Origin of the sequence: Streptomyces sp. Root1304, from assembly GCF_001426405.1 — a bacterium.
Classification (GTDB): domain Bacteria; phylum Actinomycetota; class Actinomycetes; order Streptomycetales; family Streptomycetaceae; genus Streptomyces.
This window is the reverse complement of record NZ_LMEP01000010.1, coordinates 44,700-68,647: the sequence shown is the minus strand read 5'-3', so window position 1 is coordinate 68,647 and position 23,948 is coordinate 44,700. Positions and strand designations below refer to the sequence as shown.

23 protein-coding genes and 3 pseudogenes are annotated in these 23,948 nt (G+C 72.3%); 10 read left to right on the top strand and 16 right to left on the bottom strand.

Annotation, left to right across the window (positions count from 1 at the left end):
- The 5 genes and pseudogenes from ASD33_RS12715 to ASD33_RS12695 all read right to left on the bottom strand — a co-directional run.
- Positions 1 to 250: pseudogene (locus ASD33_RS12715) on the bottom strand (hypothetical protein); the annotation flags it as partial.
- A gap of 19 nt (positions 251 to 269) precedes the next feature.
- Positions 270 to 1,196: a zinc metalloprotease HtpX gene (gene htpX, locus ASD33_RS12710; RefSeq protein ID WP_056557974.1), complete on the bottom strand. Its 927-nt coding sequence runs from the start codon at positions 1,194 to 1,196 to the stop codon at positions 270 to 272.
- A gap of 7 nt (positions 1,197 to 1,203) precedes the next feature.
- Complete coding sequence (locus ASD33_RS12705) at positions 1,204 to 1,482, bottom strand: hypothetical protein (protein WP_056557972.1); 279 nt, start codon at positions 1,480 to 1,482, stop codon at positions 1,204 to 1,206.
- The gene (locus tag ASD33_RS12700) at positions 1,479 to 2,234 is read right to left on the bottom strand and encodes a PspA/IM30 family protein (protein ID WP_056557970.1); all 756 of its coding nucleotides are present in this window, start codon (positions 2,232 to 2,234) and stop codon (positions 1,479 to 1,481) included. Before ASD33_RS12700 ends, ASD33_RS12705 begins: the two co-directional genes overlap by 4 nt.
- A 463-nt stretch (positions 2,235 to 2,697) precedes the next feature.
- Complete coding sequence (locus tag ASD33_RS12695) at positions 2,698 to 2,979, bottom strand: dsRBD fold-containing protein (protein ID WP_079044736.1); 282 nt, start codon at positions 2,977 to 2,979, stop codon at positions 2,698 to 2,700.
- Positions 2,980 to 3,928: 949 nt separating this feature from the next.
- On the opposite strand from ASD33_RS12695, the pseudogene ASD33_RS34095 reads away from it, so the two are divergent.
- Both ASD33_RS34095 and ASD33_RS36270 read left to right on the top strand, forming a co-directional pair.
- Positions 3,929 to 4,429: pseudogene (locus ASD33_RS34095) on the top strand (transposase); the annotation flags it as partial.
- Between the two features lie 71 nt (positions 4,430 to 4,500).
- Positions 4,501 to 4,692 (top strand): annotated as a pseudogene (locus ASD33_RS36270) (hypothetical protein); the annotation flags it as partial.
- Positions 4,693 to 4,705: 13 nt separating this feature from the next.
- On the opposite strand, the gene ASD33_RS12690 reads toward ASD33_RS36270, so the two are convergent.
- Positions 4,706 to 5,506 carry a VOC family protein gene (locus tag ASD33_RS12690; RefSeq protein WP_056557999.1) on the bottom strand — a complete coding sequence of 267 codons (801 nt, stop codon included), beginning with the start codon at positions 5,504 to 5,506 and terminating at the stop codon, positions 4,706 to 4,708.
- Between the two features lie 117 nt (positions 5,507 to 5,623).
- On the opposite strand from ASD33_RS12690, the gene ASD33_RS12685 reads away from it, so the two are divergent.
- Complete coding sequence (locus ASD33_RS12685; RefSeq protein WP_056557968.1) at positions 5,624 to 6,310, top strand: formylglycine-generating enzyme family protein; 687 nt, start codon at positions 5,624 to 5,626, stop codon at positions 6,308 to 6,310.
- Positions 6,311 to 6,405: 95 nt separating this feature from the next.
- On the opposite strand, the gene ASD33_RS12680 is transcribed toward ASD33_RS12685, so the two are convergent.
- Both ASD33_RS12680 and ASD33_RS12675 read right to left on the bottom strand, forming a co-directional pair.
- Positions 6,406 to 7,347, bottom strand: a complete 942-nt coding sequence (locus ASD33_RS12680) for a universal stress protein (RefSeq protein WP_056557966.1) — start codon at positions 7,345 to 7,347, stop codon at positions 6,406 to 6,408.
- Positions 7,348 to 7,445: 98 nt separating this feature from the next.
- A complete protein-coding gene (locus ASD33_RS12675) occupies positions 7,446 to 7,847 on the bottom strand; it encodes a DUF5997 family protein (RefSeq protein ID WP_056557964.1) in 402 nt (133 codons plus the stop codon).
- A gap of 151 nt (positions 7,848 to 7,998) precedes the next feature.
- Between ASD33_RS12675 and ASD33_RS12670 the strand changes: the two genes are divergently transcribed.
- A complete protein-coding gene (locus tag ASD33_RS12670; protein ID WP_056557962.1) occupies positions 7,999 to 8,754 on the top strand; it encodes a LysR family substrate-binding domain-containing protein in 756 nt (251 codons plus the stop codon).
- Positions 8,755 to 8,818: 64 nt separating this feature from the next.
- Complete coding sequence (locus tag ASD33_RS12665) at positions 8,819 to 9,397, top strand: Type-2Aa cytolytic delta-endotoxin (RefSeq protein ID WP_056557960.1); 579 nt, start codon at positions 8,819 to 8,821, stop codon at positions 9,395 to 9,397.
- A gap of 133 nt (positions 9,398 to 9,530) precedes the next feature.
- Here the strand turns inward: ASD33_RS12665 and ASD33_RS12660 are convergent, their stop codons facing one another.
- From ASD33_RS12660 to ASD33_RS12650, 3 genes are all read right to left on the bottom strand, one after another.
- Positions 9,531 to 11,192 (bottom strand): FAD-dependent oxidoreductase, encoded by a 1,662-nt coding sequence (locus ASD33_RS12660; RefSeq protein WP_056557958.1) that lies wholly within the window; start codon positions 11,190 to 11,192, stop codon positions 9,531 to 9,533.
- An 81-nt stretch (positions 11,193 to 11,273) separates the two neighbouring features.
- Positions 11,274 to 12,179: a diiron oxygenase gene (locus ASD33_RS12655; protein ID WP_056557956.1), complete on the bottom strand. Its 906-nt coding sequence runs from the start codon at positions 12,177 to 12,179 to the stop codon at positions 11,274 to 11,276.
- 212 nt (positions 12,180 to 12,391) lie between these two features.
- Complete coding sequence (locus tag ASD33_RS12650; RefSeq protein ID WP_056557954.1) at positions 12,392 to 14,158, bottom strand: S8 family serine peptidase; 1,767 nt, start codon at positions 14,156 to 14,158, stop codon at positions 12,392 to 12,394.
- Positions 14,159 to 14,366: 208 nt separating this feature from the next.
- On the opposite strand from ASD33_RS12650, the gene ASD33_RS12645 reads away from it, so the two are divergent.
- Both ASD33_RS12645 and ASD33_RS12640 read left to right on the top strand, forming a co-directional pair.
- Complete coding sequence (locus tag ASD33_RS12645) at positions 14,367 to 14,729, top strand: DUF1304 domain-containing protein (protein WP_056557998.1); 363 nt, start codon at positions 14,367 to 14,369, stop codon at positions 14,727 to 14,729.
- Positions 14,726 to 15,304, top strand: coding sequence for a TetR/AcrR family transcriptional regulator (locus ASD33_RS12640; protein WP_056557952.1), 579 nt, complete (start codon positions 14,726 to 14,728; stop codon positions 15,302 to 15,304). The genes ASD33_RS12645 and ASD33_RS12640 overlap by 4 nt, the downstream gene beginning before the upstream one ends.
- Before the next feature lie 17 nt (positions 15,305 to 15,321).
- Here ASD33_RS12640 and ASD33_RS12635 read toward each other — a convergent pair whose 3' ends face one another.
- Complete coding sequence (locus ASD33_RS12635; RefSeq protein ID WP_056557950.1) at positions 15,322 to 18,315, bottom strand: carbohydrate binding domain-containing protein; 2,994 nt, start codon at positions 18,313 to 18,315, stop codon at positions 15,322 to 15,324.
- Between the two features lie 206 nt (positions 18,316 to 18,521).
- Here ASD33_RS12635 and ASD33_RS12630 point away from each other — a divergent pair, with 206 nt between their 5' ends.
- Positions 18,522 to 18,890, top strand: a complete 369-nt coding sequence (locus ASD33_RS12630; RefSeq protein ID WP_056557996.1) for a YrdB family protein — start codon at positions 18,522 to 18,524, stop codon at positions 18,888 to 18,890.
- Between the two features lie 106 nt (positions 18,891 to 18,996).
- Here ASD33_RS12630 and ASD33_RS12625 read toward each other — a convergent pair whose 3' ends face one another.
- Positions 18,997 to 19,452 carry a MarR family transcriptional regulator gene (locus tag ASD33_RS12625; RefSeq protein ID WP_056557948.1) on the bottom strand — a complete coding sequence of 152 codons (456 nt, stop codon included), beginning with the start codon at positions 19,450 to 19,452 and terminating at the stop codon, positions 18,997 to 18,999.
- A 120-nt stretch (positions 19,453 to 19,572) separates the two neighbouring features.
- Between ASD33_RS12625 and ASD33_RS12620 the strand changes: the two genes are divergently transcribed.
- Positions 19,573 to 21,051, top strand: a complete 1,479-nt coding sequence (locus ASD33_RS12620; protein WP_056557946.1) for an MFS transporter — start codon at positions 19,573 to 19,575, stop codon at positions 21,049 to 21,051.
- Between the two features lie 78 nt (positions 21,052 to 21,129).
- Here the strand turns inward: ASD33_RS12620 and ASD33_RS12615 are convergent, their stop codons facing one another.
- Positions 21,130 to 21,918, bottom strand: a complete 789-nt coding sequence (locus ASD33_RS12615; protein ID WP_056557994.1) for a VOC family protein — start codon at positions 21,916 to 21,918, stop codon at positions 21,130 to 21,132.
- 173 nt (positions 21,919 to 22,091) lie between these two features.
- Between ASD33_RS12615 and ASD33_RS12610 the strand changes: the two genes are divergently transcribed.
- On the top strand, positions 22,092 to 22,724 hold the full coding sequence (locus ASD33_RS12610) for a GNAT family N-acetyltransferase (RefSeq protein WP_056557944.1): 633 nt from the start codon (positions 22,092 to 22,094) through the stop codon (positions 22,722 to 22,724).
- On the opposite strand, the gene ASD33_RS12605 is transcribed toward ASD33_RS12610, so the two are convergent.
- Together ASD33_RS12605 and ASD33_RS12600 are read right to left on the bottom strand one after the other, a co-directional pair.
- Positions 22,700 to 22,906 (bottom strand): hypothetical protein, encoded by a 207-nt coding sequence (locus ASD33_RS12605; protein WP_277922088.1) that lies wholly within the window; start codon positions 22,904 to 22,906, stop codon positions 22,700 to 22,702. The two genes, ASD33_RS12610 and ASD33_RS12605, sit on opposite strands and share 25 nt — an antisense overlap.
- Before the next feature lie 36 nt (positions 22,907 to 22,942).
- Complete coding sequence (locus ASD33_RS12600) at positions 22,943 to 23,878, bottom strand: MerR family transcriptional regulator (RefSeq protein ID WP_056557941.1); 936 nt, start codon at positions 23,876 to 23,878, stop codon at positions 22,943 to 22,945.
- Between the last annotated feature and the right edge of the window lie 70 nt (positions 23,879 to 23,948).

Sequence of the window (23,948 nt, the reverse complement as noted above, 5' to 3'; positions counted from 1 at the left end):
CGTCAACATCACCCGCAGCCGCCTCGGACGCCTCACCCGTCAAGGCTTCCTCACCCAGCCCGGACGAGGCCGCTACCAGAAACGGACTTAACGCCCTCTCAATGGCGGCGAAGCAGACCGAGCCCGCTCCGGTCGGGCTGAAGCCGACGGCTGCCTGAAGGGTGATCGCCGCTGAGGGAAGGCCGAAGAGCTGGTCCAGGTCAGGCTTGACCGGCTTGCTCCGGCCGAACAGGACGTCCAGGAATCCCATGGGTACCAGCTCCTTCTCCTCACGCCCCGGCGTGCGGTTCGCCGCCTGCCTCGCCCAGCTGCGCGGAGATCTCCGCGAGTGCCTCGATGCGGCGTTCCAGGGTGGGGTGGGTGGAGAACAGGTGCGCCACGGTCGTGCCGGGCCCGAGGGCGGGGGTGAAGAAGAACGCGTTGAACGCCTGCGCGGTGCGCAGGTCCCGAGTGGGGATACGGGCGATGTCGCCGCTGACCTTGGTCAGCGCCGACGCCAGGACGGACGGCTTTCCGGTCAGCATCGCCGCAGCGCGGTCGGCAGCCAGTTCCCGATACCGGGACAGGGCCCGGATGAGCAGGAAGCTGACGGCGTAGACGAGGGCGGAGACCGTCATCACGGCCAGGAAGACGACGGCGGTGTTCTGGTCGCGCTGGTCCCGTCCTCCGAACAGCTGGGAGTAGAAGGCGAAGCGGACGACGAGTCCGGCGATCACACCCAGGAACGAGGCGATGGTGATCACGGCGACATCGCGGTGGGCGATGTGGGAGAGTTCGTGGGCGAGGACGCCTTCGAGCTCCTCGGTCTCCAGACGGCGCATGAGGCCGGTGGTCACGCAGACCACGGCGTTGTCGGCGTTGCGGCCGGTGGCGAACGCGTTGGGCAGGTCCATGTCGGAGACGGCGACCCGGGGTTTGGGCATGTCCGCGGTGGCGCACAGCCGGTCGATGACCCCGTGCAACCGTGGCTGTTCCTCGGGCGTGACGAGGCGGCCGTGCATGGCGTACAGGGCGATCCGGTCGGAGTACCAGAACTGCGCGCCCAGCAGCGCCGCGGCGATGAGGACCACCAGGACCACGGACTTGAGCAACACGATCAGCGCGGCGATGAACGCCACGTACACCAGCCCGAGCAGGAACATCGTGACCACCATGCGGGCAGTCAGCTGCCGGTCGGGCTCGAAACGGCTGCGCATCACACACTCACCCCGGGATCAGGCCCTCGTCGGAGAGCAACTCGCTCACCTGCGCGAGGCTGGTGTCTTCATCGGGAAGTACCAGGTCCGACGGAGTGATCCGCTCGTCCGGCATCCGTGTGCCGAGGCTGCGCACCGCGTCCAGCAGGGCCGACAGAGAGGAGGCGAACACCGCCTCGTCGCCCGCGTCAGCGGCCGCCTGCAGGGCAGAGTCCAGTTCATTGAGGTGATCGAGGTGTTCTTCGGCGATCTCGTACTGGCCCTGGCCGAGGATCCGCATGATCATGACGTCTCCTTCCCCTCGGAGCCCTCCACGGCTGTGGGGCCGGTGGCCGCCGGCAGCTGCGCCTTCATCCGGGCCAGCTCGCTCTCCACGTCGCTTCCTGCGGTGACGCGCTCGAGTTCGGCCTGGATGTGGTCACGGCCGGCCGGCAGCGTGGCGTCGTCCAGCGCGCCGGAGGCGATCAGCTCGTCCAGCGCACCGGCGCGAGCCTGGAGCTGCTCCGTCTTGTCCTGCGCGCGTTGCACGGCCAGGCCCACATCGCCCATCTCCTCGCCGATCCCGGTGACGGCCTCGGTGATGCTGGTCTGGGCTTCGGCGGCGGTGTAGGTGGCCTTGATCGTCTCCTTACGGGTACGGAACGCGTCCACCTTCGCCTCCAGACGCTGCGCCGCCAGCGTCAGTTTCTCCTCCTGGTCCTTCAGCGACGCCTGCTGTCCCTCCAGATCGGTGATCTGCGAGTCCACTGCCGTACGCCGGGTCAGTGCCTCACGGGCCAGATCCTCACGCCCCACGGCAAGTGCCTGTTTCGCCTGGCCCTGGAGCTTGCCCGTGGACTGCCGCAACTGGTTCACCTGCAGCTCGACCCGCTTGCGGCTGGTCGCCACATCGGCCACGCCACGTCGCACTCTCCGCAGCATCTCGCGCTGCTGCTCGTAGGAGTGGTCCAGAACCTCGCGTGGGTCCTCGGCCTTGTCCAGCGCCTTGTTCGCCTTGATCCGGAACAGGGTGGCGATGCGTTGGGTGATGCTGGTCATGGCGGCCGCCTTCCTCGATGTCGCGGGTCAACCACCGGAACGCGCCTCTTCCATTGTCCGGGTGCTTCACCGCCCCGGCAGCTTGATCGTGTTCCGTGCGGGGTGTCGTGGGTGGTGGCCCACCCCCGGCCCGGGGGTGGGTCTGCGGCCTCGGGTGGAAGGAGCCGGCGGTGAAGACGGTCCTCCTTGAGGCTGCCCGTCCGGCGGCCGGCCTGCGCTACCCACGGGCGTGCCGCTCATACGGCGCTGGTAGTCCTCCTCGTCGATGCCGCCACAGCGATCAGCATTTCGCCGTAGACGGGATCGATCCACCTTCCCGCACTGCGATGTCTCCGAGTCGGGCCCGGCGGTGATCGGCAGTCCCCGCCGCCTGCGTGCCTTATGAGCACCGTCGCCTCCCTGAGGGGCCGGACGCCGCCACGATGGGCGGACAGCCGGCCACCGAGGGGCGCAGCCATGGCGGTCATCCTTGTGGCGGCGGTTCGTTGGCGGCGGCATCGGCCGTGCCGAAGCGCAGCAACTGGTGGCCGAGGTCGACCAGGGCGCGTCCGGCCGCGTATTCGTCGCCGATCTCCGGCGCGGGAGGGTCGTGCGGGTTGCGGTGGGCTTCGGTGCGGCTCTCCAGCCGGTTGTCACCGGTGTCGAGGGCCGCGTGCACCTTCGTGACGTCGCCTTCCTCGAAGAGGTCCACGCGAAGGGTCCACGTCTTGGTACGCGTCGGCGTGTTCGTCGTCTCATCGCTCATGTCCGGTCCTGTCCTCTGAGGGGGACGGTGAGGTCTTCGTCCCGGGGGATGGACGAGTCGGGCCGGAACAGCCGCCCGCTGCCAGGGCCCGTCGGTGTGGTGGCCTCTGGTGGGGACGGGACCCACCTTCTTCGTCCGGGGTCCGTAACTCCAGCATGAACGAGGCCGAGACTGTTGGACATGGGCCGCCCGGCCTAACATGGGGCGGCGGTCGGACGCGGTCCGTGGGTGCCGCCGACTCGGTCGCCGTCGTCCGCTGTGGCCCGGCGGTGGCGCTCCCGTCCCGTTCCGCCCGCTCGCGGAGGAACGGTGGGACAGCGGCCGTCGGGGCCACCGCGAGTGGGCAGTCGGGGACATGGCGGATTCGCCGAGGCGCGTTCAGCCTGGTCGTCGGGGCAGCGACGGGGGCGTTCGGCCTTGGTGCCGGGCGGGGGCGGGAGTACCGTGGAAATTGGCCTGCAGGGCGAGCGAGGGAGTTCGACCGGATGGCCCCGGGCGACGGGCGGAGGCTCCGCGTGGGGCGTTGTCGACGGTCGGGCTGAGAGGCTGGAAGGTCTGTGAGACCGGAAGGCGACCTCCATCACCTGATCCGGACAATGCCGGCGCAGGGAGCCCACCTTGCAGGTTTCGTCTGCCGGCACGACATTACTGTGAGTCGCGATGAGCGACGGGACGGCGACAAGGGACGGCGGAGCGTCCGAATGGGCCTCGCCGAGCGCGAGCGCATGCCGCTTCGGTTATGGCTGGCCCGTGGAGAGCGGAGGACTCGCCGGTCACACCTCGGAAGCGTGCGAAATCCCCGTCGGAGGTCGGGCGCGGAAAGACGCGAGGATCCCGCCGCCGTTCGTCCGAAATGAAGGCGTCTGCCTTCGGTGGGCCGGCGCCGGCCGCAGCTGGCCCGGATCTTGGTCGAGCAATGCTCAGGACCACGGAGACCGACGGGCAGGAGCGGCGCCCGGTGGTCCGAAACAGCCGCCACAAGGCGAGGACCGTGGTCACCGCGGCCGGGCCGGTCGAGGTCACCGCGCCTCGGGTGAACGACCGGCGCATCGACGAGGAGACCGGCGAGTGGAAGCGGTTCTCCTCCACGCCGCCGCGGCCGCGTCGGGGACTTCGTCTATGTCTGGGCGGACGGTGTGCACCCGAAGGTGCGGATCGGGCAGGCGCACTCGTGCGTTCTGGTCCTGCCCGGCGTCCAGTTGGACGGTACGAAGGAACTGATCGCCCTTGCGGAGGGCCTGTGCGAGTCCGCCGAGTCCTGGGCCGACCTGCTGCGCGACTGCCGCCGACGCGGCATGCGCGCCCCCGAGCTGGCCATGGGGGCGGCGCGATGGCCCTTCGGCGGGCGCTTGCTGAGGCCTTCCCCTCTGCCCGGCACCAGCGCTGCTGGGTCCACAAGGCCCGCCATGTCGCGAACTGCCTGCCCAAGTCGGCGCGACCGGGACTCCTTCTCCGTGCGCGTGCGGTGGCGCGAGACGTACGACCGGGGGACCGGCACCAAGCCCGGCTCCGTGAACCAGGGGCAGCGGCCGCGACACCGTCTGGGAGAGCGACGTCCGCTCCCCGTCGACCGTCCCGAAGCTGTCCACCGCCAACGGGCTGCTCTGCTTCTACGAGAAGCGCCCCAACTCCTGGGGCATCGACGCCTGGTACCTCACGGCCGTCGACTTCCGCACCGGTCAGCGGGTCTTCAGCCGCTTCACCGGAACCGGCCTTCCCGTACCGCTCACTCCATCTCGGGCATGTCCCCGACGGTGGTCTTCATGTCGATCACCGCGAAGGCGGCACCCTGCGGGTCCAGGATCGCCGCGAACCGGCCGAACGGGCTGTCCATCGGCCCGAACACCTTCCGCCCGCCGAGCCGTTCGGCCGCCTCGACGGCCTTGTCGCAGTTGTCGACGCCGAAGTACAGCTGGATGTACGAGGGGACCTCCGCCGGGAAGTCCTCCGCCGACATCACCATCCGGCCGAGCACCGGCTGCGGGCCACCGAAGTCGAAGACCCGGTAGTCCATGTGCTCGTCCTTGATCTTCTTCGAGCTGTAGCCGAAGACCTCGGTGAAGAACGTGTCCGCCTTCGCGGGCTCCCGGGTGAAGACCTCGGCCCAGACGTACGAGCCGGTCTCGCCCTCCAGCTCGAAGCCCTCGTGCTGTCCCGCCTGCCAGACGCCGAACGTCACGCCCGACGGGTCCTGGGCGATGCACATCGAGCCGAAGTCGCCGACCTGCATCGGCTCCATCAGCACCGTGCCGCCCGCGCCGCGGATCTTCTCCGCCGTCGCGGCGACGTCCGGGGAGGCGAAGTACAGACACCAGGCCGACTGGGGTTCCCCGTCCTGGCCCGGCATCGGGGGCACGACGGCCGCGACCGCCTTGCCGTTCTTGTACGCCTGCGTGTAGTTGCCGAATTCCGACGAGGACTCGCCGAAGGTCCAGCCGAGCACGTCGCCGTAGAACGTCTTGGCGCCCTCGACGTCGGTGAACATCGCGTCGGTCCAGACCGGCGTGCCTTCAGGTCGTGCGGCCATGACGGTGACTCCCACTTCCGATTCGATGACGTGTTCCTGTGGGCCACGCTAGCCACGCTCGCCGCAGAGCGCTCGGTGACACGGCGTGACGGGCCCGTGTGCTGCGACGATGCACGCATGAGGACACAGGGGGAGGACGTCATGATCGAGGTGCCCGGGGGACGGGTCGCACTGTCGGACCGGCGCACGGAACGGAGCTGGACGGTCGACCTCGACCCGTACGCCCTGAGCGCGGTCCCGGTCACCCAGGAGCTGTACGAGAGGGTCACCGGCGACCGCCCCGGCAGCGCGCGCGGCGGCCGGCTGCCGGTGGAAGGGGTGTCCTGGCAGGACGCGGTCCGATTCTGCGACGCCCTGTCGGCCCGGGAGGGACTCCGGCCCGCCTACGGGGGCGGCACCGGCTCCGACGACGGCGAGCACGGACCCGTCTGGGACCGGACCGCCGACGGATACCGCCTGCCGACCGAGGCGGAATGGGAGCACGCCTGCCGCGCCGGCACCACCGAGCCCCGCTACGGCCCGCTCGACGAGATCGCCTGGCACCGCGGCAACTCCGGCGAACGCCTCCACGAGGTGGCAGGACTGCGCCCCAACGCCTGGGGCCTCCACGACATGCTGGGCAACGTCTGGGAATGGTGCTGGGACGTGTACGACGCCGAGGTCTACGGTTCGTACCGGGTCCTGCGCGGTGGCGGCTGGTTCGACCCCCACTGGAGCTGCCGCGCCTCGGTCCGCCGCCGCAGCCACCCCACCCTCACCCTGGACGACGTGGGCTTCCGCCTGGCCCGCACGCCGGCGGGCTGACCGCGGAGCGTGACCGGCCGCCGGGGCGGTTCAGCCGGGCATCCCGCCCAGGACGTACCGGTGGAACGGCGCGTCGGGCAGGGACATCCCCTTCCTCAGCTCCCCGGTGACGGTGGCACCACCGCGACCGGGCAGTGGGCGTCGTGGAGGACCGAGTGGGCCACCGAGCCGATCAGCAGGGAGCCCAGGCGGTGGCGGTGGTGGCGGCCCACGACCAGGAGGGACGCGTCGCGCGAGCCCTCCACCAGGCGGCGTGCCGCGTCGCCGGGGACCACCACCGGGGTGAGACCGACCCCCGGCCAGCGCTCGACGAACGGACGCAGCCGTTCGGACTGCTCGCGCTCCGCCTCCCGCACGAGCTCCTCCGTGTCGTCCGCGAAGGACGGCGGGGGCGGTACCTGGAGGGCGGGGGAGGGGGCGACGACGAGCGCGCCCGGCTGCGGCGGGACCCGGAAGGCGGTCACGGCCTCCAGCGGCACGCCCCGGTGGTGCGCCGCTTCGAAGGCGAAGTCCACCACCTCGTCCGAGGTCTCCTCCACGTGCAGACCGAGCAGCACCCGGCCCGCCTCCGCCCCGCCCTCCAGGGCGGCCACCCGCGCCTCGTGCGGGACGACGACGAGCGGGCAGGGCGCGGTCGCGGCGAGCGTGCGGCTGGTCGAGCCGAGGAGCAGGGACGCGACACCGCCGTGTCCGCGCGAGCCGGTCACCAGCAGCCGGGCTCCGCGCGCCGCCGCGGGCAGCGCGTCGTTCACGGCCCCGTCCAGGGACTCGTACCGCACGGGAGCGCGGTGGCCGCGCTCCTCGACGACGGTCCGCACGGCGTTCAGCACCGTGTCGGGCAGCTCGGGGGCGGAGCCCAGGGAGGCGATGCGGGCGGCACCGAGCTGGAGGGCGTCTGAACGGACATGGGCCACGACCAGGGGGGAACCCAGGTGCTCGGCGGAGCTCAGGGCCCATGCGAGGGCGCGGAGGCTGTGCTCGGACCCGTCCACGCCGACGACGACCGGCGGCTCGGGCGCGGTGCTGGTGTCACTCATGGAGGAATGACTCCCGCACCCGCCCGCACGCCACACCGGTCAGAACGGGTCGGGACCGGTCACGGCCCGGCGGGCCGCCCGGTCCCGGGACGTGGCGGTCAGGCGTCCCGCGGGCCGCGGGCCGCGCGCTCCGCGTCGCGCTCCTTGATGCGGACGGTCTCCTTGCGGACCTCCGCCTGCGTCGCGCGCTCCTTCTGGAGCCACTCGGGCAGCTCCTGGCGCAGCTCGTCGATCTGCTCGGTGGTCAGCGGCTCGGTGATGCCGCCGCGCGCCAGACCGGCGATGGAGATGCCCAGCCGCTGCGCGACCACCGGGCGGGGGTGCGGGCCGTTCTGCCGGAGCTCCTGGAGCCAGGCGGGCGGGTTCGCCTGGAGCTCGTTCAGCTCGGTGCGCGAGACGACACCCTCCTGGAACTCTGCGGGGGTGGCCTCGAGGTACACACCCAGCTTCTTCGCCGCGGTGGCGGGCTTCATCGTCTGGGTGTTCTGGTGCGACGTCATGGGGTCAAGGGTATCGAGCGTGCGGACGAACTCCGACCACGGCAGCTACCGGTAACCTGGCCGGGTGACAGGCTCGGACGCTTCCCCCTCAGATCCCCGGACGGATTCCCCCTCCGGCTCCCCTTCGTTCCGGCTGGCGTACGTCCCCGGTGTGACGCCCTCGAAGTGGGTGCGGGTCTGGAACGAACGCCTGCCCGACGTGCCGCTGGCGCTCCTCGCCGTGACGCCCGCCGAGGCCTTCGGCGCGCTCCGGGAGGGCACGGCCGACGTCGGCCTGGTCCGGCTGCCCGTCGACCGGGACGACCTCAGCGCGATCCCGCTCTACACGGAGACGACGGTCGTCGTGGTCCCCAAGGACCATCTGTTCGCCGCCGTCGAGGAGGTGTCGGCCGACGACCTGGCCGACGAGCTGGTCCTGTACCCGCTCGACGACACTCTCGGCTGGGAGCGCCCGCCGGGCCGTGCGGCGAACGAGCGCCCGGAGACGACCGCCGACGCGATCGAGCTGGTCGCCGCCGGTGTCGGCCTGCTCGCCCTCCCCCAGTCGCTCGCCCGGCTGCACCACCGCAAGGACCTCACCTACCGCACGCTCACCGAGGTCCCGCAGTCGCGGGTGGCGCTCTCCTGGCTCGCCGCCGACGAGGCGCCCGACCTGGTGGAGGAGTTCATCGGCATCGTGCGCGGCCGCACGGTGAACAGCACCCGGGGCCGTCGCGCCGAGGCCCAGAAGGGCCAGAAGCAGCCGAAGGAGCAGAAGGGCGCCCAGAAGTCGGGCAAGCCCGCCAGGCCGGGGAAGCCGGGCAGCGGCGCCCGTACGGCGGGCAGGCCCACGGCCCGGAAGACCGGCGGCGCCGCCGGGGGCTCCGGCAAGGGCCGTACCGGCGGGAAGCCGCGCCGGAAGTCCTGATCGTCCGGCCGGGCCCTGCTGCATACTGACCCCTCCTGATCACCGAGATCACCCAGGAGGAGCTTTGGCCGCCAGTTTCAGGACCGTCGTCGAGGTCGCACCGGACCACCTCGACCAGGCCCGGTCCATCGACCGGGTCTTTCAGGACGCCATCGCCCCGGCGACCGTGAACTTCGACTTCGACGCGATCCGGGAGGCCGCCGCGGCCGTCCCGGACAGCACCGTGGTGAAGATGGTGCGGGGCTGGGGGCTCCAGGAGTACGCCCCGGTCCTCGTCATGGTGCTCTCGCTGAAGGAGGCCGTCCGGCAGGCGCTTCCGCCGGAGTGCGCGGAGGCCGGCTTCTGGTCCACCGTCGAGCGGGAGCTCGTCGGGGCGTTCACGGGCCTCGCCGCGCAGGAGGGGCAGCCCGGCCTCTCCTTCTACGAGGAGTCGGGGGAGCGGACCCGTTTCTACCGGGACCTGTTCTTCGCCCTGCAGGACGAGGAGACGGGTGAGCACATGTACGCGCTGGCCTTCTGCGTCGACGTGACCGTCGAGCTGCCGAAGGCCGAGGCCGTCGGCCTCGACCTGACGGACGTGGTGCCCTTCGCCGTGCGGCTCAACGCGATCGTGGTCCGCCAGGCCCTGGGCCTCGCGGCCTGACGTTCCCCGTCGCCGTACGTCGTACGTCGTACGCGGCCGTGGGCAGAGCCGTACGTCCCCCGTGGCCGTACGCCCTCCTGCGCCGTACCGGCCCGCCGTCCCGGGCCGGAACCACCTACGCGCCCTGCCGCACTCAGCCCCTCCGCAGTCGTCCCGCCCGTGCCGCCGCGACCAGTTCCGGCACCGTGGCGATCTTGACCCGGGGACGCCCCGCGTCCCGGCCCCTGGCCCGCTCGGTCCGGTCGATGGCCGCGAGCCCGCGCGCGTCGACGAGATGCCGGCTGCGGCTCCGCGCCAGCCGGCGGAACTCCTGCGCCGTACCCGTGGGCGTCGGCAGCGCTCCGGCGACCGCGTCCGCGAGCAGCGTCCCGACCGTCTCCTCCGCGCACGCCCGGTTGGCGCCGATGCCGCCGGAGGGTCCCCGCTTGATCCAGCCGACGACATAGCTCCCGGGCAGCCCGGTGACCCGCCCGGCCTCGTGCGGCACCGTTCCGGAGGCCTCGTCGAACGGCAGCCCGGCGAGCGGGACGCCCCGGTAGCCGATCGCGCGGACGAGCAGCCCCGTCCCGATCTCCGTACCCGTGGCCGACCCCTCCTCGGTGACCCGCACCGCCCGTACGGCCCCGGCGCCGAGCGCGTCGACCGGGGCCGAGTGGAAGCGGAGGACGATCCGCCGCCGGCCCGGCGCGGGCGGACGCGTCCAGTCCACGGTCTCGCGGGCGACATCGCCCAGCAGCGCGGCCTTCTCCCCGGGGGCCGCCGCGTCGACGGCCGCGCCGGTGCGCGGATCGCGGTCGTCGACGACGAGGTCCACGCCCGGCAGGTGCTTCAGGGCGAGCAGTTCGGAGCCGGTGTACGCCGCGTCCTCGGGGCCCCGGCGGCCGAGGAGCACGACCTCGCGGACCGGGTCGGCACGCAGGGCCGCGAGCGCGTGGTCGGCGATGTCCGTGGCGGCGAGGTCGGCGGGGTCCATGACGAGGATCCGGGCGACGTCCAGGGCGACGTTGCCGTTGCCGACGACGACGACCCGTTCGGTGGCGGCGGTCAGGGGGACGGCGTCGGCGCCGGTCTCGGGGTGCGCGTTGTACCAGGAGACGACGGAGGTCGCCGAGACGCTGCCGGGCAGTTCCTCGCCGGGGATGCCGAGGCGGCGGTCGGAGGGGGCGCCGACCGCGTAGACCACCGCGTCGTGGTGCGCGGCGAGTTCCCCGGCGGTGACGTCCCTGCCGACCTCCACGCCGAGCCGCATCGTGACCCGGGGGTGGGAGTGGAAGCGGGCGAAGGTGTCGCCCGCGCCCTTGGTGGCGGGGTGGTCGGGTGCCACGCCGTACCGGAGGAGTCCGCCGGCCACCGGGAGCCGGTCGATCAGCGTCACCTGGGCGTTGGTGTGGAGGAGCAGGTCCTCGGCGGCGTACATGCCGGCCGGTCCGGTGCCGACGACCGCGACGCGCAGGGGGGTGAAGTCGGCGGGCAGCGACCGGTGGAAGGCGGGCGCGCCCCAGGGGTGGAAGGTGGGCGAGGCGGGCGCCGGCGCGGGTGTCCGGTCCGCGTAGTACGCGGCGTTGATGGCCTCGTACGCGCGGAGCCGTCCGGTGAGCCGGTCCGCGGGGAAGATGGCGTCGACCGGGCAGGCGTCGGCGCAGGCCCCGCAGTCGATGCAGGTCTGCGGGTCGATGTACAGCATCTCCGTGGTGCCGAAGTCCGGTTCCTCGGGCGTCGGGTGAATGCAGTTGACCGGGCAGACGGCGATGCACGTCGCGTCGTTGCAGCAGGTCTGGGTGATGGCGTAGGTCATGGCGGCGGCTCGGCTCTGCTCGTCGGGATCGGCGGGTCGGGCGCGTCGGATCCGGGTGGGAGGGTCCGCGACGCGTCCGGTTCAGAGGAGGTGGGCGCGCTTGTAGAAGAAGAGCGCGGGGCGGGTGAGCATGCCGACGTCGGAGAGGAACTCCATCAGCCCGGCGCAGCTGGCGCGGAGCTGGGACTTGTAGTGCTCGTTGGCGGCGGCCTCGCGGCGGGCGCGTTCCGGGTCGAGTCCGGCGCGCACGTACACCTCGGGGTTCACCAGGTTGGTGATGATGTAGTACGCGGCGATGGCGACCACGAGGGACTGGAACTGGCGGCGGGCGCGGCCCGCGCGGGCGAGGTGGCGGCGGGTCTCGTCGCGGGCGAACTTCATGTGCCGGGACTCCTCGACCACATGGATGTTGTTGATGGTGCGGACGAAGGGGACCACCCGCTCGTCGCGCATCCAGTCGCGCTGCATGACGTCGAGGACCTCCTCGGCGACGAGGATGCCGGCGTACGCGGCCTCGCCGAAGCCGACGGTCTTCATGAAGCGGCCGAGTTCGAGCACCGCGCGCCGGGGCCGGTAGGCGGGTGCGCCGAGCTTCTGGGAGCCGCGGGCGAACATGATGGAGTGCCGGCACTCGTCGGCGATCTCGGTGAGGGCCCACTGGAAGCGCGGGTCGGTGTGGTCCATGAGGTAGATGTCGCGGAGCACCATCTGCTGGAGGATCATCTCGAACCAGATGCCGGTGCTGGCCACCGAGGCGGACTCCTGCCGGGTCAACTCCTTGCGCTGCTCCTCGGTCATCTCGTTCCAGTACGCGGTGCCGTAGAGGCTGTTCCACTCCGGGCTCTGGCCGTGGAAGTCCTTGTCGAGGGGGGTGTCCCAGTCCACCTCGACGGCGGGGTCGTACGAGAGCTTGGCGGCCGACCGGAGCAGCCGTTCGGCGACGTCGTCCTGGTCGTGGTTCTCCGGGCGAACGGTGCTGCTTGCCATGGTGCGGCTCCTCGGGGTCGCTCGGTCGGCTCGGGCGCTTGTTAGACGCCGTGTCTAGCAAGCTTGTTAGACGGAACGTATAGCAAGAGCCGCGGGAGGCCTACCCCCCGGTACGGACTTTCTCGCGCCGGAGACGCGCCGGAGTCGCGCCGGGCACGCGAACGGGGCCGGAGCCATGGCGGCTCCGGCCCCGTTCCCCGGGTCGGGAGGTGCTAGAAGGTCAGGTTCCAGGCGTCGATCCGGCCGGTGTCCTGGCTCGCGTTGTCGTTCACACGCAGCTTCCAGATCCCGTTCGCGACCTCCGCGGAGGCGTTGACGGTGTACGTCTGGGTGATGTTGTCCGTGCCGCTGCCCGTGTGGTTGTGCAGCGTGTACACGGTGCCGTCCGGGGCCACCAGGTCGACCTTGAGGTCACCGATGTAGGTGTGCTTGATGTCCACGCCCACCTTGAGGGTGGCCGGCGCGTTGCCCGTCACGCCGCTGACCGTGATCGGGCTCTCGACCGTGGAGTTGTCCGCGATCGTGACGTCCGTGAGGTTCTCGAAGTACTTGCCGGGCGGCGGGGTGGAGCCGCCGGTCGCCTTCAGGGCGTCCACGCGGCCCTCGCCGAAGAAGCTGTTCTTCGCCGTGGTGCCGGTGCAGCGGTTGTCCGCCGGGCAGGCCAGGTCGGTGGCCTGCTCGCCGAGCTTCGCCCGGATGTCCGCCGGGGTGTACGCCGGGTTGGCGCTGGCGAGCAGCGCGGCCACGCCCGCCACGTGCGGGGAGGCCATCGAAGTGCCGCTCATCGAGGTGTACTTGCCGCCGGGGATCGTGCTGTAGACCGACTCGCCGGGCGCCGAGACCTCGATGACGTCACGGCCGTAGTTGGAGAACGAGGCCTTGGACGTGCCGCTGGTGCCGTTCGCCGCGACCGTCACCACGCCCGGCAGCTCGGCCGGGATGTCGAGGCAGTCGTTGGTGATCGTCCGGGTCACCGGCGTCGAGTCGTTGGGGCTCGACGAGTCCGTGGTCTTGTTGGCCAGGTCGACATTGGAGTTGCCGGCCGCCGCGACCTGGAGCGAACCCTTGCTCTCGGCGTACGCCTGGGCGCGGCCCACGCCCTCCAGGATGGCCGCCTGGTCGAGGTCGTTCGGGCAGTTGAACTGCCACGGGTCCGTGTAGTAGCTGTTGTTGGTGACCTTGAAGCCGTGGTCACCGGCCCACACGAGGCCGCAGATGGTGTTCTCCGCGAAGAACAGGGTGCTGCCGGGCTCGGCGATGCGCACCGAGGAGATCTTCACGCCCGGCGCGACGCCGATGGCGCCCTTGCCGTTCTTGGCGGCGGCGACCGTGCCGGCGACGTGGGTGCCGTGCTGGTCGACGTCGCGCCAGGCCCCGGCGCGGGTGTCCGTCTTCCCGTACGCGCAGGAGACCGAGTCGGCGGCGTTGAAGTTGGGTGCCAGGTCCTGGTGCTGGTCGTCCACGCCGGTGTCCAGGATGCCGACCTTCACCGAGGCGGAGCCCGGGTTGACGGCCCAGGCCTGGTCGGCCTTGATCTGGGTCATGTCCGAGCGGACGGGCTCCGTCGTGGGAGCGGCGGACTGCGCCGGATTGGCCGGGAGCGCCGGGTTGTAGGCGTCGGCGGGGACGTCGGAGGTACGGGTCGCGCCGACCTTCTGGACGCCGGAGACGCCGCGCATCGTGGCGGCGAACGTGGCGGAGGCCGAGTGCGCGACGATCACGCCGATCGCGTCGTACGAGGCGAAGACCGAGCCGCCGTTGTTCGTGACGGCGGTACGGACGGCGGTGGTGTCGCCGGGGGTCGTGACGACCAGATAGGCGCGGGTGCCCGCGGCCCAGGCCGCGGGCGCCGCGGCGACGGCGGGGGCCGCGGCCGGGCGGGCTGTGAGGGGCTCGTTGTCCAGGGGGGCGGCCTGTGCGAGGCCGGCGGTCGTGCCGAGCACCAGGGTCGTGCCGAGCGCGAGGGCCGAGAGTCTCATCCGGCCGGATATGTGGGAAAACAATGCGTCCTCCGATGACCCGGTGGCGCGGGTGGCGCCCGCCGGGCCCTGTGATGTGTGGGGTGGAGGCAAGATCCCAGACTCACCGGGCGGAAGGAAGCGTTCGGACACGGGCAGGGCAGTTCCTGGACAGGTGTCCATGTATGCTGGACACCTGTCCAGGAAATTGTGGGTGAGGGAGCAGGCGATGGAGACGGCCGCGAACGTGCTGGTGGGCCTGGTGGCCGCCCTGCACGCGTACATCCTGGTTCTGGAGATGTTCCTGTGGGAGCGCAAGCCGGGACGCGAACTGTCGGGATTCGACGCCGAGATGGCCCGCGCCACCGCGCCGCTCGCCGCGAACCAGGGCCTCTACAACGGCTTCCTCGCCGCCGGACTCGTCTGGGGGCTGATCGCCGCGGACCCCACCGGGTACCGGGTCCAGATCTTCTTCCTCGTCTGCGTCGTCATCGCCGGCCTGTACGGCGCGGCCACCGCGAACCGCCGCATCCTGGTCGCCCAGGCCCTCCCCGGGGCGCTCGCCCTCGGCGCCGTCCTCCTCAGCCGGTGAACCCGCCCGCCGAGCCGGCGCCGGGCGACCCCCGGGCGGCCAGGACCCGGGCCAGACTGCGGCAGGCCCTCCTCGACGAGTGCGCCGAGCGCCCGCTGCCGGAGGTCACCGTCGCGAGCCTGGTCCGCCGGGCCGGAGTCGGCCGCGCCACCTTCTACGTCCACTACGCCGACCTGGAGGCGCTGGCCGTCGACGCCTGCGCCGACGTCGTCCGCGAGGCGGTCGACGCCCTGCACGCCTGGCGCGGCGTCCCCGACCCGGCGTCACCGCCGCCCGCGCTCCGCGCGTTCCTCACCGGCCTCGCCCCGCACGCGGGCCTCTACCGCGCCCTGCTGCGCCCGGGAGGCGGCGGACCGCTCGGCCTCGTGCTCCACGAGGACCTGCGGGCCCGCAGCTTCCACGAGCGCAGCCTGGCGGGCGCGCCCGAGCCGGAGCTGATCGCCTCGGCCGTCGCCGCGACCTTCGCCGGGGTGCTGGCGGACTGGCTGCACGGCCTGGTGGTGGGCGATCCCGACCGGATCGCCCACCAGGTCTGGCGACTGCTCGTCACCCTGCACCGCACACCGCTGGGGTAGTGCGGCGGGCCCGTCGGCTATTTCAGGTACGGACCCGAAGTCCCGATCCTGCCGGGGCCGTTGAGGACGTACACCCGCAGATTGCCCTTGCCGGGGGCGGCGACCGTGAGGGTGCCGCCGGTCACGGTGCGGACGTCGCCGGTGACGGCGTCCGTGTACGTGCCGTTCGGGATGCCCGTGTACGTGGCGCCGCCCGTGATCGTCACCAGGGCGAAACTGTCCGTGCCGCCCGCGGTGTAGCGGCGCTTGAACGCCATGCCGCCGGAGATGCCCTCGGTGGAGTACTGGCCCATCTGGAGCGCGGGGATCGCGCGCCGGATCTGGTTGAGCCGCTGCACGTGCCGCACCAGGGGCTGCTGGAGGGTGGTCGCGACCGCTCCGGTGGCCGAGGTGACCTGGGAGAAGTCGGAGGCCGTGACGGAGCCGGCGACATGGTCGCCGAAGTAGGCCCGACCGGTGTCGGCGAGCGGGCAGGTCGGCCCGCAGTCGATCTTCTTCCCCTTCTGGAACTCGATCTCGGAGCCGTAGTACAGCGTCGGGATGCCGCGGAAGGTCCACATCAGGGACATGTTCTCGGCCCAGGCGTCCGTGCCGCCCGCGTACCGCTCGCTCGACTTGTTGGGGCCGTAGTCGTGGCTGTCGACGTAGACGACGTTGTAGGTGGCGTCGTTGTAACTGTCGTCCGAGTCCTTGCCGTTGGAGAAGGCGTTCGACGCGTCGCCGAAGTTCATGTGCATGCGCATGTCGATGACGTTCATGCCCGAGAACCGGCTGTTGTCGGGGGTGTGGTAGCTGTTCCCGGACAGGAAGGCGTTGGTGGACGTGGGCTGGTTGCCGGTGCCCTGCTGCTGTTCGTAGTCGTACATCTCCAGGGCGGCCCTGGCGTCGTCCGCGTCGTACTCCTTGCGCTCCTTCCAGGTGTAGAACTGCGCCGAGTGGTTCACCGAACCGCGGTTCCACTTGTCGTTGACGAAGGCGGCGACCTCACCGAAGACGAAGAAGTTCTTCGCCGCCTCGGCCCCGTGCCGCTGGGTCACCCGCTCCTGGATGGCCGGCAGGAAGCGGCGGTTCCAGGTGGTCCGGGGGATGTGCACGGCCGTGTCGACGCGGAAGCCGTCGACGCCCATGTCGATGTACTTGTCGTAGGCGCCTATCAGATAGTTCTGCACGGTCGGGTTCTCGGTGTTGAAGTCGGCCAGGTCCTCGTGCAGCCAGCAGGACCGCGAGTCCTCGCCCTCCCAGTTGCCGATCCAGCACTGGTGGTAGAGCGACTTCGGGAACATGCCGGACGTGGGGCTCGGCCACTGGCAGTTGTAGACGGTGTAGCCCTCGGCGCTCTTGCCGCCGGTCGGCTTGCCCCAGTTGACGCAGGTGTTGCCGGTGGGCTCGGCCGTCGACCACAGGTCGCCGTTGTAGAAGGACTTCCCGCTCTTCGGGTCGATCGTCAGGCCGTCGTACTCGAAGCCGGGCTGCTTCTCGTCGTAGTACCAGCTCCACTGGCTGTCCCGCACGCCGTACACGGTCGGGACGAACAGGCCCTTGGCGCCCCAGCGGGAGGAGTGGTTGTAGACGACGTCCTGGTAGATCTTCATGCCCTTGGCGTGGGCCGCGTCGATCAGGTCCTGGTAGGAGGCGCCGGCCGACTCCAGGCGCGGGTCGACCTTGTAGAAGTCGTAGCCGTGGTAGCCGTGGTAGTCGTAGTCCGAGCGGTTCAGGACCACCGGGGTGACCCATATCGCGGAGAACCCGAGGCCCTTGACGTAGTCCAGCTTCTGGATGAGGCCCTTGAAGTCGCCCCGGAACATGGGGTCGTCGTTGGCCGCGTTGCCCGACTTGACGTGCTGGCTGCCGCCCCGGTTGTTCGACGGGTCGCCGTCGTTGAAGCGGGCGGTGAGGACGAAGTAGATCGGGTCCTTGCGCGGGTCGGTGCCGAGGGGCTTCCCGGTCGCGGGGGTCGTGGGCGCGTCCCCGGTGGTGGCGGTCGCGGCGGGGGAGGCGGGGGAGACGTTCCCGGCGGCGTCCACGGCCCGCACCGTGTAGGTGTACGCGGTCCGCTGGGCGAGGCCCGTGTCGGAGAAGACGGTGGAGGCGACGTCCGTCACGACCGTACCGCCGCTGCCGCCGACCCGGGTGACCTGGTACTTCGTCACGCCCCTGTCGTCGGTGGCGGGGTCCCAGGTGAGCAGCACCGAGGTGCCGTCGGCGGTCGCGGTGAGCCGGGCGGGGGCGGTCGGCGCCCGGGTGTCGGGCGCCTCGGCGGCGCACGGGTCGGCGGCGTTCGCCGTCACCACGTTGTTCCTGACGCTGCTGACGCCGGTGCCGAGGGCGTAGTCGGAGCCCTTGTTGTTGTCCCAGGTGCCGTTGCCGTTGTTGAAGGCGGCCTTGAGGGAGCCGGCGGTGCCGAGGTCGATCTCGCGCTTCCACCAGCCGGCGCAGGCGGCCTGCATGCCGACACCGGGGACGGCGGTCCAGGCGCCGCCCGCGGGCTGGTAGTGGATGTTGGCGGTGGACCAGCCCAGGGCCTCGGTGGAGTAGTAGACGGTGGCCTTGGCGCCCGGGGAGGGCGTCGGGTCGGGACCGGTTCCGGCGCAGGGGTCGGAGTGGGCGACGACGCCGTCCTTGACGGTGATGCTCCCGGTGCCCAGGGCGTAGTTCTTGCCGCCGTTGTTGTCCCAGGTGCCGCTGCCGTTGTTGAAGGTGGCGGCCAGTCCGTTGGCGGTGCCGAGGGTGACCGTCTTCTTCACCCAGTCCGTGCAGGCGGGCTCCATGGCGACGCCGGGGACCGTGGTCCAGGCGCCGCCGTCGGGGGCGTAATGCAGGTTGTAGGCGGCCCAGTTCTTCGTCTTCGTCCAGTAGAAGACGGTCGCCGTGGTGTCGGCGGTGGCCGCGGCGGGGGCGGTGCGGGGCGAGGAGGGGGCGTCGGGTGGGGCGGCGAGCAGGCCGACCAGGCCGGCGGCCGCGGCCAGGACGGCCAGTGCGCGTCCGGGCGGACGGGTGGGGATGCGGCTCATCTGATGCTCCAGGCGGAGGCGCGTTCCGTGGGGGCCGGTTGGGGGATGGGGATCGGCGCCGCTGGAAACGCAGTCGGAAAGTTTCAGAAACATCTTGCGTGGGGCGGAAGTTACCGCCGCCGGGACCCGGAGGTAAAGACTTCTGACGGAAGCCGCGTCTACGCTCGGGGCGGCCCGCACGAGTGATCGTCGTCGAGAGGTTCCCGATGAAGCTGCCCACCGCCCTGCACCTCTTCAACGAAGGTCTGGCGTTCCTGCTGGAGGTCGCGGCCCTGGCCGTGCTGGCCTGGTGGGGCTGGGAGAGCGCGGAGAACACGGCGCTGCGGCTGCTGCTGGCGGTGGCGGCGCCCGCCCTGGCGGCCACCGTCTGGGGCCTGTTCGCCGCCCCGAAGGCCCGGATCAAGGTGCCGCTGGCGGGAGTCCTGGCGGTGAAGGCGCTGGTCTTCGGCGCGGCGACCCTCGCGCTGTTCGCCCTGGACCAGCCGGGGTGGGCGGTGGCGTTCGGGCTCGTGGCCCTCGCCAACACGGCCCTGGCGACGGCGGACCGTCAGGCGGCGATGCGGCAGGGTGCCTGACGCGGCAATGCGGCGCGGCGCCCGGGGAGTTGAGGTGGCGCGGCGCGCGAAGGGGTGACGGTGCGGCGCCCGAAGGCCGAGGGGGCGCCGCGTCCGACGGGGCGGGCTACGGCCGCGGCCAGGGGCGGCCCTCCAGGCGCTCGATGTCGCGGTTGAAGCGTTCGAGGTAGGCGGCGAAGTGGGCCACGTCCTCGGGGGACCAGTGCTCCATCACCCGTTCCAGGCCCTCGATGTTCGAGGTCCGGTCGGCTTCGAGGCGGCGCTCGCCCTCCTCCGTGATGCGGAACTTGCGGGCGATCCCGCCGTCCGGGTCGGGGATGCGTTCCACGACCCCGGCGCGCAGCATCGCCGCCGTCTGCCGGTTGAGGGTGGAGGCGTCGAGGCCGAAGGCCTCGCTGAGCTGCCCGATGGACATCGGCCCGTGCATCCGGATGCGGGTGAGCAGGACGTACGCGCTGCGGTCGAGGTGGCCGCCGGCCGCGCGGGAGCGCGGCCCGTAGAGGTGGGCGTGCCGTCCGATCAGCATGCTCTCGAACTCGACCAGGTGGGTGGGCTTGTCCATGCGTCCATTCTCTCCTGTCGCGGGAGTGTATGCATCCAGCACAACTTGTGCATGCTGCATTCAATGTGCATGATGCACAATACTGTTCCTGACCATCGAAGAAGTACCGAGGGAGAACCCGTGGACGGCTCCAAGCCCGACGCCCGACCCGGAGGCGTCGTCGGCGTCCTCGCGCTCGCGGGCATCGTGGCCGCACTCATGCAGACCCTGGTGGTGCCGCTCATCGGCGACCTCCCGAAGCTGCTCGACACCACCGCGTCCAACGCGTCCTGGGTCATCACCGCCACCCTGCTCGCGGGCGCCGTCGCCACCCCGGTCGCGGGACGGCTCGGCGACACCCTCGGCAAGCGGCGGGTCCTGCTCGTCTCCGTGATCCCGCTCGTCGCCGGCTCGGTGGTCTGCGCGCTCGCCTCCTCCGTCGTCCCGATGATCGTCGGACGCGGACTCCAGGGCCTCGGCATGGGCGTCGTCCCCCTCGGCATCAGCCTGCTGCGCGACATCCTGCCGCCCGAGAAGCTGGGCGGCTCCATCGCCCTGATGAGCGCCTCCATGGGCGTCGGCGGCGCCCTCGGCCTGCCCTTCTCCGCCGCCGTCGCCGAGAACGCCAGCTGGCGCGTGCTCTTCTGGGTCGCCGCCGGCCTCAGCGTCCTCGTGGGCATCCTGATCTGGCGCGTCGCCCCCGCCGGGCGCCGCACCCCCGCCACCGGCCGCTTCGACGTTCCCGGCGCGCTCGGCCTCGGCGTCGGCCTCGTCGCCCTGCTGCTCGCCGTCTCCAAGGGCGCCACCTGGGGCTGGGGCAGCGCCACCACCCTCGGCCTCTTCGCCGTCGCCGTCGTCGTCCTGCTCGGCTGGGGCCGCTGGGAGCTGCGTACCCCCGAACCCCTCGTCGACCTGCGCGTCACCGCACGCCCGGTCGTCCTGATGACCAACATGGCCTCCGTCCTCGTCGGATTCGCCATGTACGCCCAGTCCCTGGTCGTCCCCCAGCTGTTCCAGCTCCCCGAGGCCACCGGCTACGGACTCGGCCAGTCGATGATGGCCATGGGCCTGTGGATGGCCCCGGCCGGCCTGATGATGATGATCCTCGCGCCGCTCGGCGCCAAGCTCTCGGCCGCCCGCGGCCCCAAGGTCACGCTCTCCGTCGGCGCCCTCGTCATCGCCGTCGGATACGGCTCCTCGCTCGCCCTGATGGGTTCCACCTGGGGCCTGCTCGTCGTGACCCTCATCTGCAACACCGGCGTCGGACTCGCCTACGGAGCCATGCCGGCCCTCATCATGGGCGCCGTCCCGCAGGAGGAGACCGCCTCCGCGAACAGCTTCAACACCCTCATGCGCTCCATCGGCACCTCCGTGTCGGCCGCCGTGATCGGTGTCGTCCTCGCCCAGATGACCACGACCCTCGGCGGCCACGCGCTGCCCTCCGAGAACGGCTTCCGCGTCGCCATGCTCATCGGCTGCGGAGTCGGCCTGGTCGCCGCCGTCGTCGCCGCCCTGATCCCGGCACGCTTCGCTCCGGCCGGCTCCGGCGACCCCGCCGGCGCGGGCGCCGGATCCGGTGCCGGGAGCGCTCCGGTGGCCCCGTCCGAAGCCACCGCCTGAGCACCCGGGAACCACAGGGAGGGCCCCGCCCACCGCGTCTCGGCGGTGGGCGGGGCCCTTCCCCGTACCCGGACCGCCCTACGCCACGCCCGGGTCCTCCGCCTCCAGCGTGAACAGGGCCCCGTCCGGGTCGCGCACCAACGACCGGCGCCCGTCCTCGCCCGCCGGAGCGCGCACCCCGCCCCGCTCGCCGCCCGGGACCAGCTCCCCGCCGTGCTCCACCACCGAGGCCCTCGCCGCCTCCAGGTCCCGGACCCGGAACCGTACGAGCCACCGGGGCCGCGTCTGCGGCGTCGGCGAGGCGGACTCCACCGGACCGCTGTCGAGGCGCGCGACGGCCTCGCCCGCGTGCCGCAGCACCACCGCGTCGTGCTCGTACGAGACCTCGCAGTGGCCCGGACTCCCGTCCGCCCAGCGGAGCACCCCGCCGTAGAACACCGCCGCGTCGAACGCGTCGCGCGTGTGCAGCTCCAGCCAGGCCGGCGCCTGCCGCTCACCGACGTGCCAGCCCGAGACCAGCTTCCCCTCCCACACCCCGAACGCCGCGCCCTCCAGGTCCGTGGCGAGCGCCGCACGGCCCGGCGGGAACGCCACCGGCCCCACACCGACCGTGCCGCCGCGCTCCCTGATCCGGGCGACCGCCGTGTCGGCGTCGTCGACGGCGAAGAACACCGTCCAGGCCACCGGCATCGTCGGCTCGGCGGCCAGCGCCGCGATCCCGGCCACCGGTACGCCGTCCCGCTCGGCCACCGCGAACGCGTCGCCCAGGGAACCGTGCCGGAACGTCCACCCCAGCACCGCCCCGTAGAAACCCTTCGCCGCGCCGAGATCCCGTGCGGCCAGATTCAGCCAGCACGGTGCTCCCATCGCCTTCCCGGTCGTCGGCCCCGACACCGGCACCACCTCCTCGTCCTGCCTCCAGCGTGCGTCGTGCGCGCCATCCCCGCCTCGTGGCGGCGCATGCGCCCGTTCACCCAGGTGCCACCGAACCCCACCCGTCCGGGTGCGCCCGGGGCCGGGCGAGCGGATACCGTCCGGTCATGCGCCCACCGCACGTCACGCTCCGCGAATCCCCCGACGGCACGGGCGGCCGGGCGGGTGACGGCCCCCGGAACCACCCCACCGTCCCGCTGCTGCTCCGTCCGTGGACGTACGAGGACGCCGGGACGCTCGTGCGCCACCACCGCGACCCGCAGCTGCGCGCCTGGCTCGCCACACACCTGGACACCACCGAGCAGGCCCGCGCCTGGGTGGACGCGCAGGACGAGGGATGGGCGGCCGGGCGCCGGGCGGCCTTCGCGGTCACCGAGGAGACCGCGACCGGACCTTCGGCTGCCCTCGGCCACATCGCCCTCACCGGCGTCGGCGCGACGCCCGTGCGCGTCGGCTACTGGACCGCACCCGAGGCGCGGGGGCGCGGGATCGCCACCCGGGCCCTCACCCTCGTCACCCGGTGGGCGGCACAGGACGACGGCCCCTTCGCGGGGCGCGCCCTGGAGCTCGTGCACGCCGTGGGCAACGAGGGATCCTGCCGGACGGCCCTGGCCTGCGGCTACGCCCTCACCGACACCCTTCGGGCAGCCCCGCCCGCCCGGCCGAGGGCCCAGCACCTCCACACGGCGGCGGGGCCCCGGCCCGCCCGTGCGGCTCAGCGCGCCGCGCGGGAGGCGTAGGCCCGTACATCGGCGTCGGGGTCCCCGGCCGCCCCCGCGAGAGCCGTCCGGGCCGCGACGTCCGAGCGATGGGCGAGGAGCGAGAGGACGGCGGCCTTGCGGACGTCCGAGTTCGCGTCACCGAGCGCCCCGGCGAGCGCGGGGACGGCCGGCGCGGCGGCGGCCGCCGAGAGCTCCGCCACCGCGTCCACCGACACCAGCGCCCGGGCAGGGCGCCGTCAGGCCGTCCGCTCCCCGACCTGGACCCGCAGCGCCGTGGCGAGCTGGTGGTGGAGGACGCCGAGGACCGGCTCGCCCGGGGCGAAGAGGATGCCGGCGAGCTTCCAGTACCGGACGATCACAGGGCCCTCCCGGCCGGCCAGGAGACCGGTCAGCCGGAGCCGGAACGCCGGGGTGTCGCGGACCCCGAGCGCATGGGCGTAGGCGGCGACGAACCCGTCCAGGACCTCCGCGTCCGCCGGGCCCCGCCCGGTGCGTACCGCCTCCCAGGCCGCCTCGTACGCCTCCGCCAGCCCCTCGTACAGCACGTCCGGCCGGTACTCCCCGTCCGGCAGCGGACGGGCCGCCCGCACCTCCGCTTCGTCGAGGCGCCGGACCGAGACGAGGTCGTGCAGCCGCGCGAAGGCCAGCACCTGCGCGGGAGTGGGCTCCGCCGGGGCCGTCGGCACCACCGAGTCCAGGACCGCCGTCACCACCCGGCCCGGCAGCCGGGCGGGCAGGACACGACGCCAGAACCGCGCCAGCGCCGTCGTGTCGGGCGGCATCGGCACCGCGCCGACCAGCCGCAACCGGTCGGACCGCTCCCCGGCCGGGGCGTCACGGACCACCCGCAGCGAGGCCTCGCGCCAGCGCAACGCGGCCAGTTGGCCACCCAGCTCGCTCAACCGGTCCGCCACGGCCTCGTCGAGGGCCTCCTCCAGTGCCTCGTCACGGCCGAGGACCCGCTCGACCTCGGGGACGGGCAGGTCGAGGGAGCGCAGGGAACGGATCAGGACGAGCCGGTCGAGCGCCTCGGGGCCGTATCTGCGGTGCCCGCCGGAGCTGCGCACCGGCTCCGGCAGCAGTCCCCGGTCGGAGTAGTAGCGCACGGTCTTCACGGTGGTCCCCGCGCGTGCGGCGAGCTCCCCGATGCTCCACAGCCCGTCGGTCGACACGACGTGAGCCTCCCTCAGGGGCCCGTCAGGAACCCCGCGTCCGTCTCTGGTGGTCGACCTCAGTGTGCGG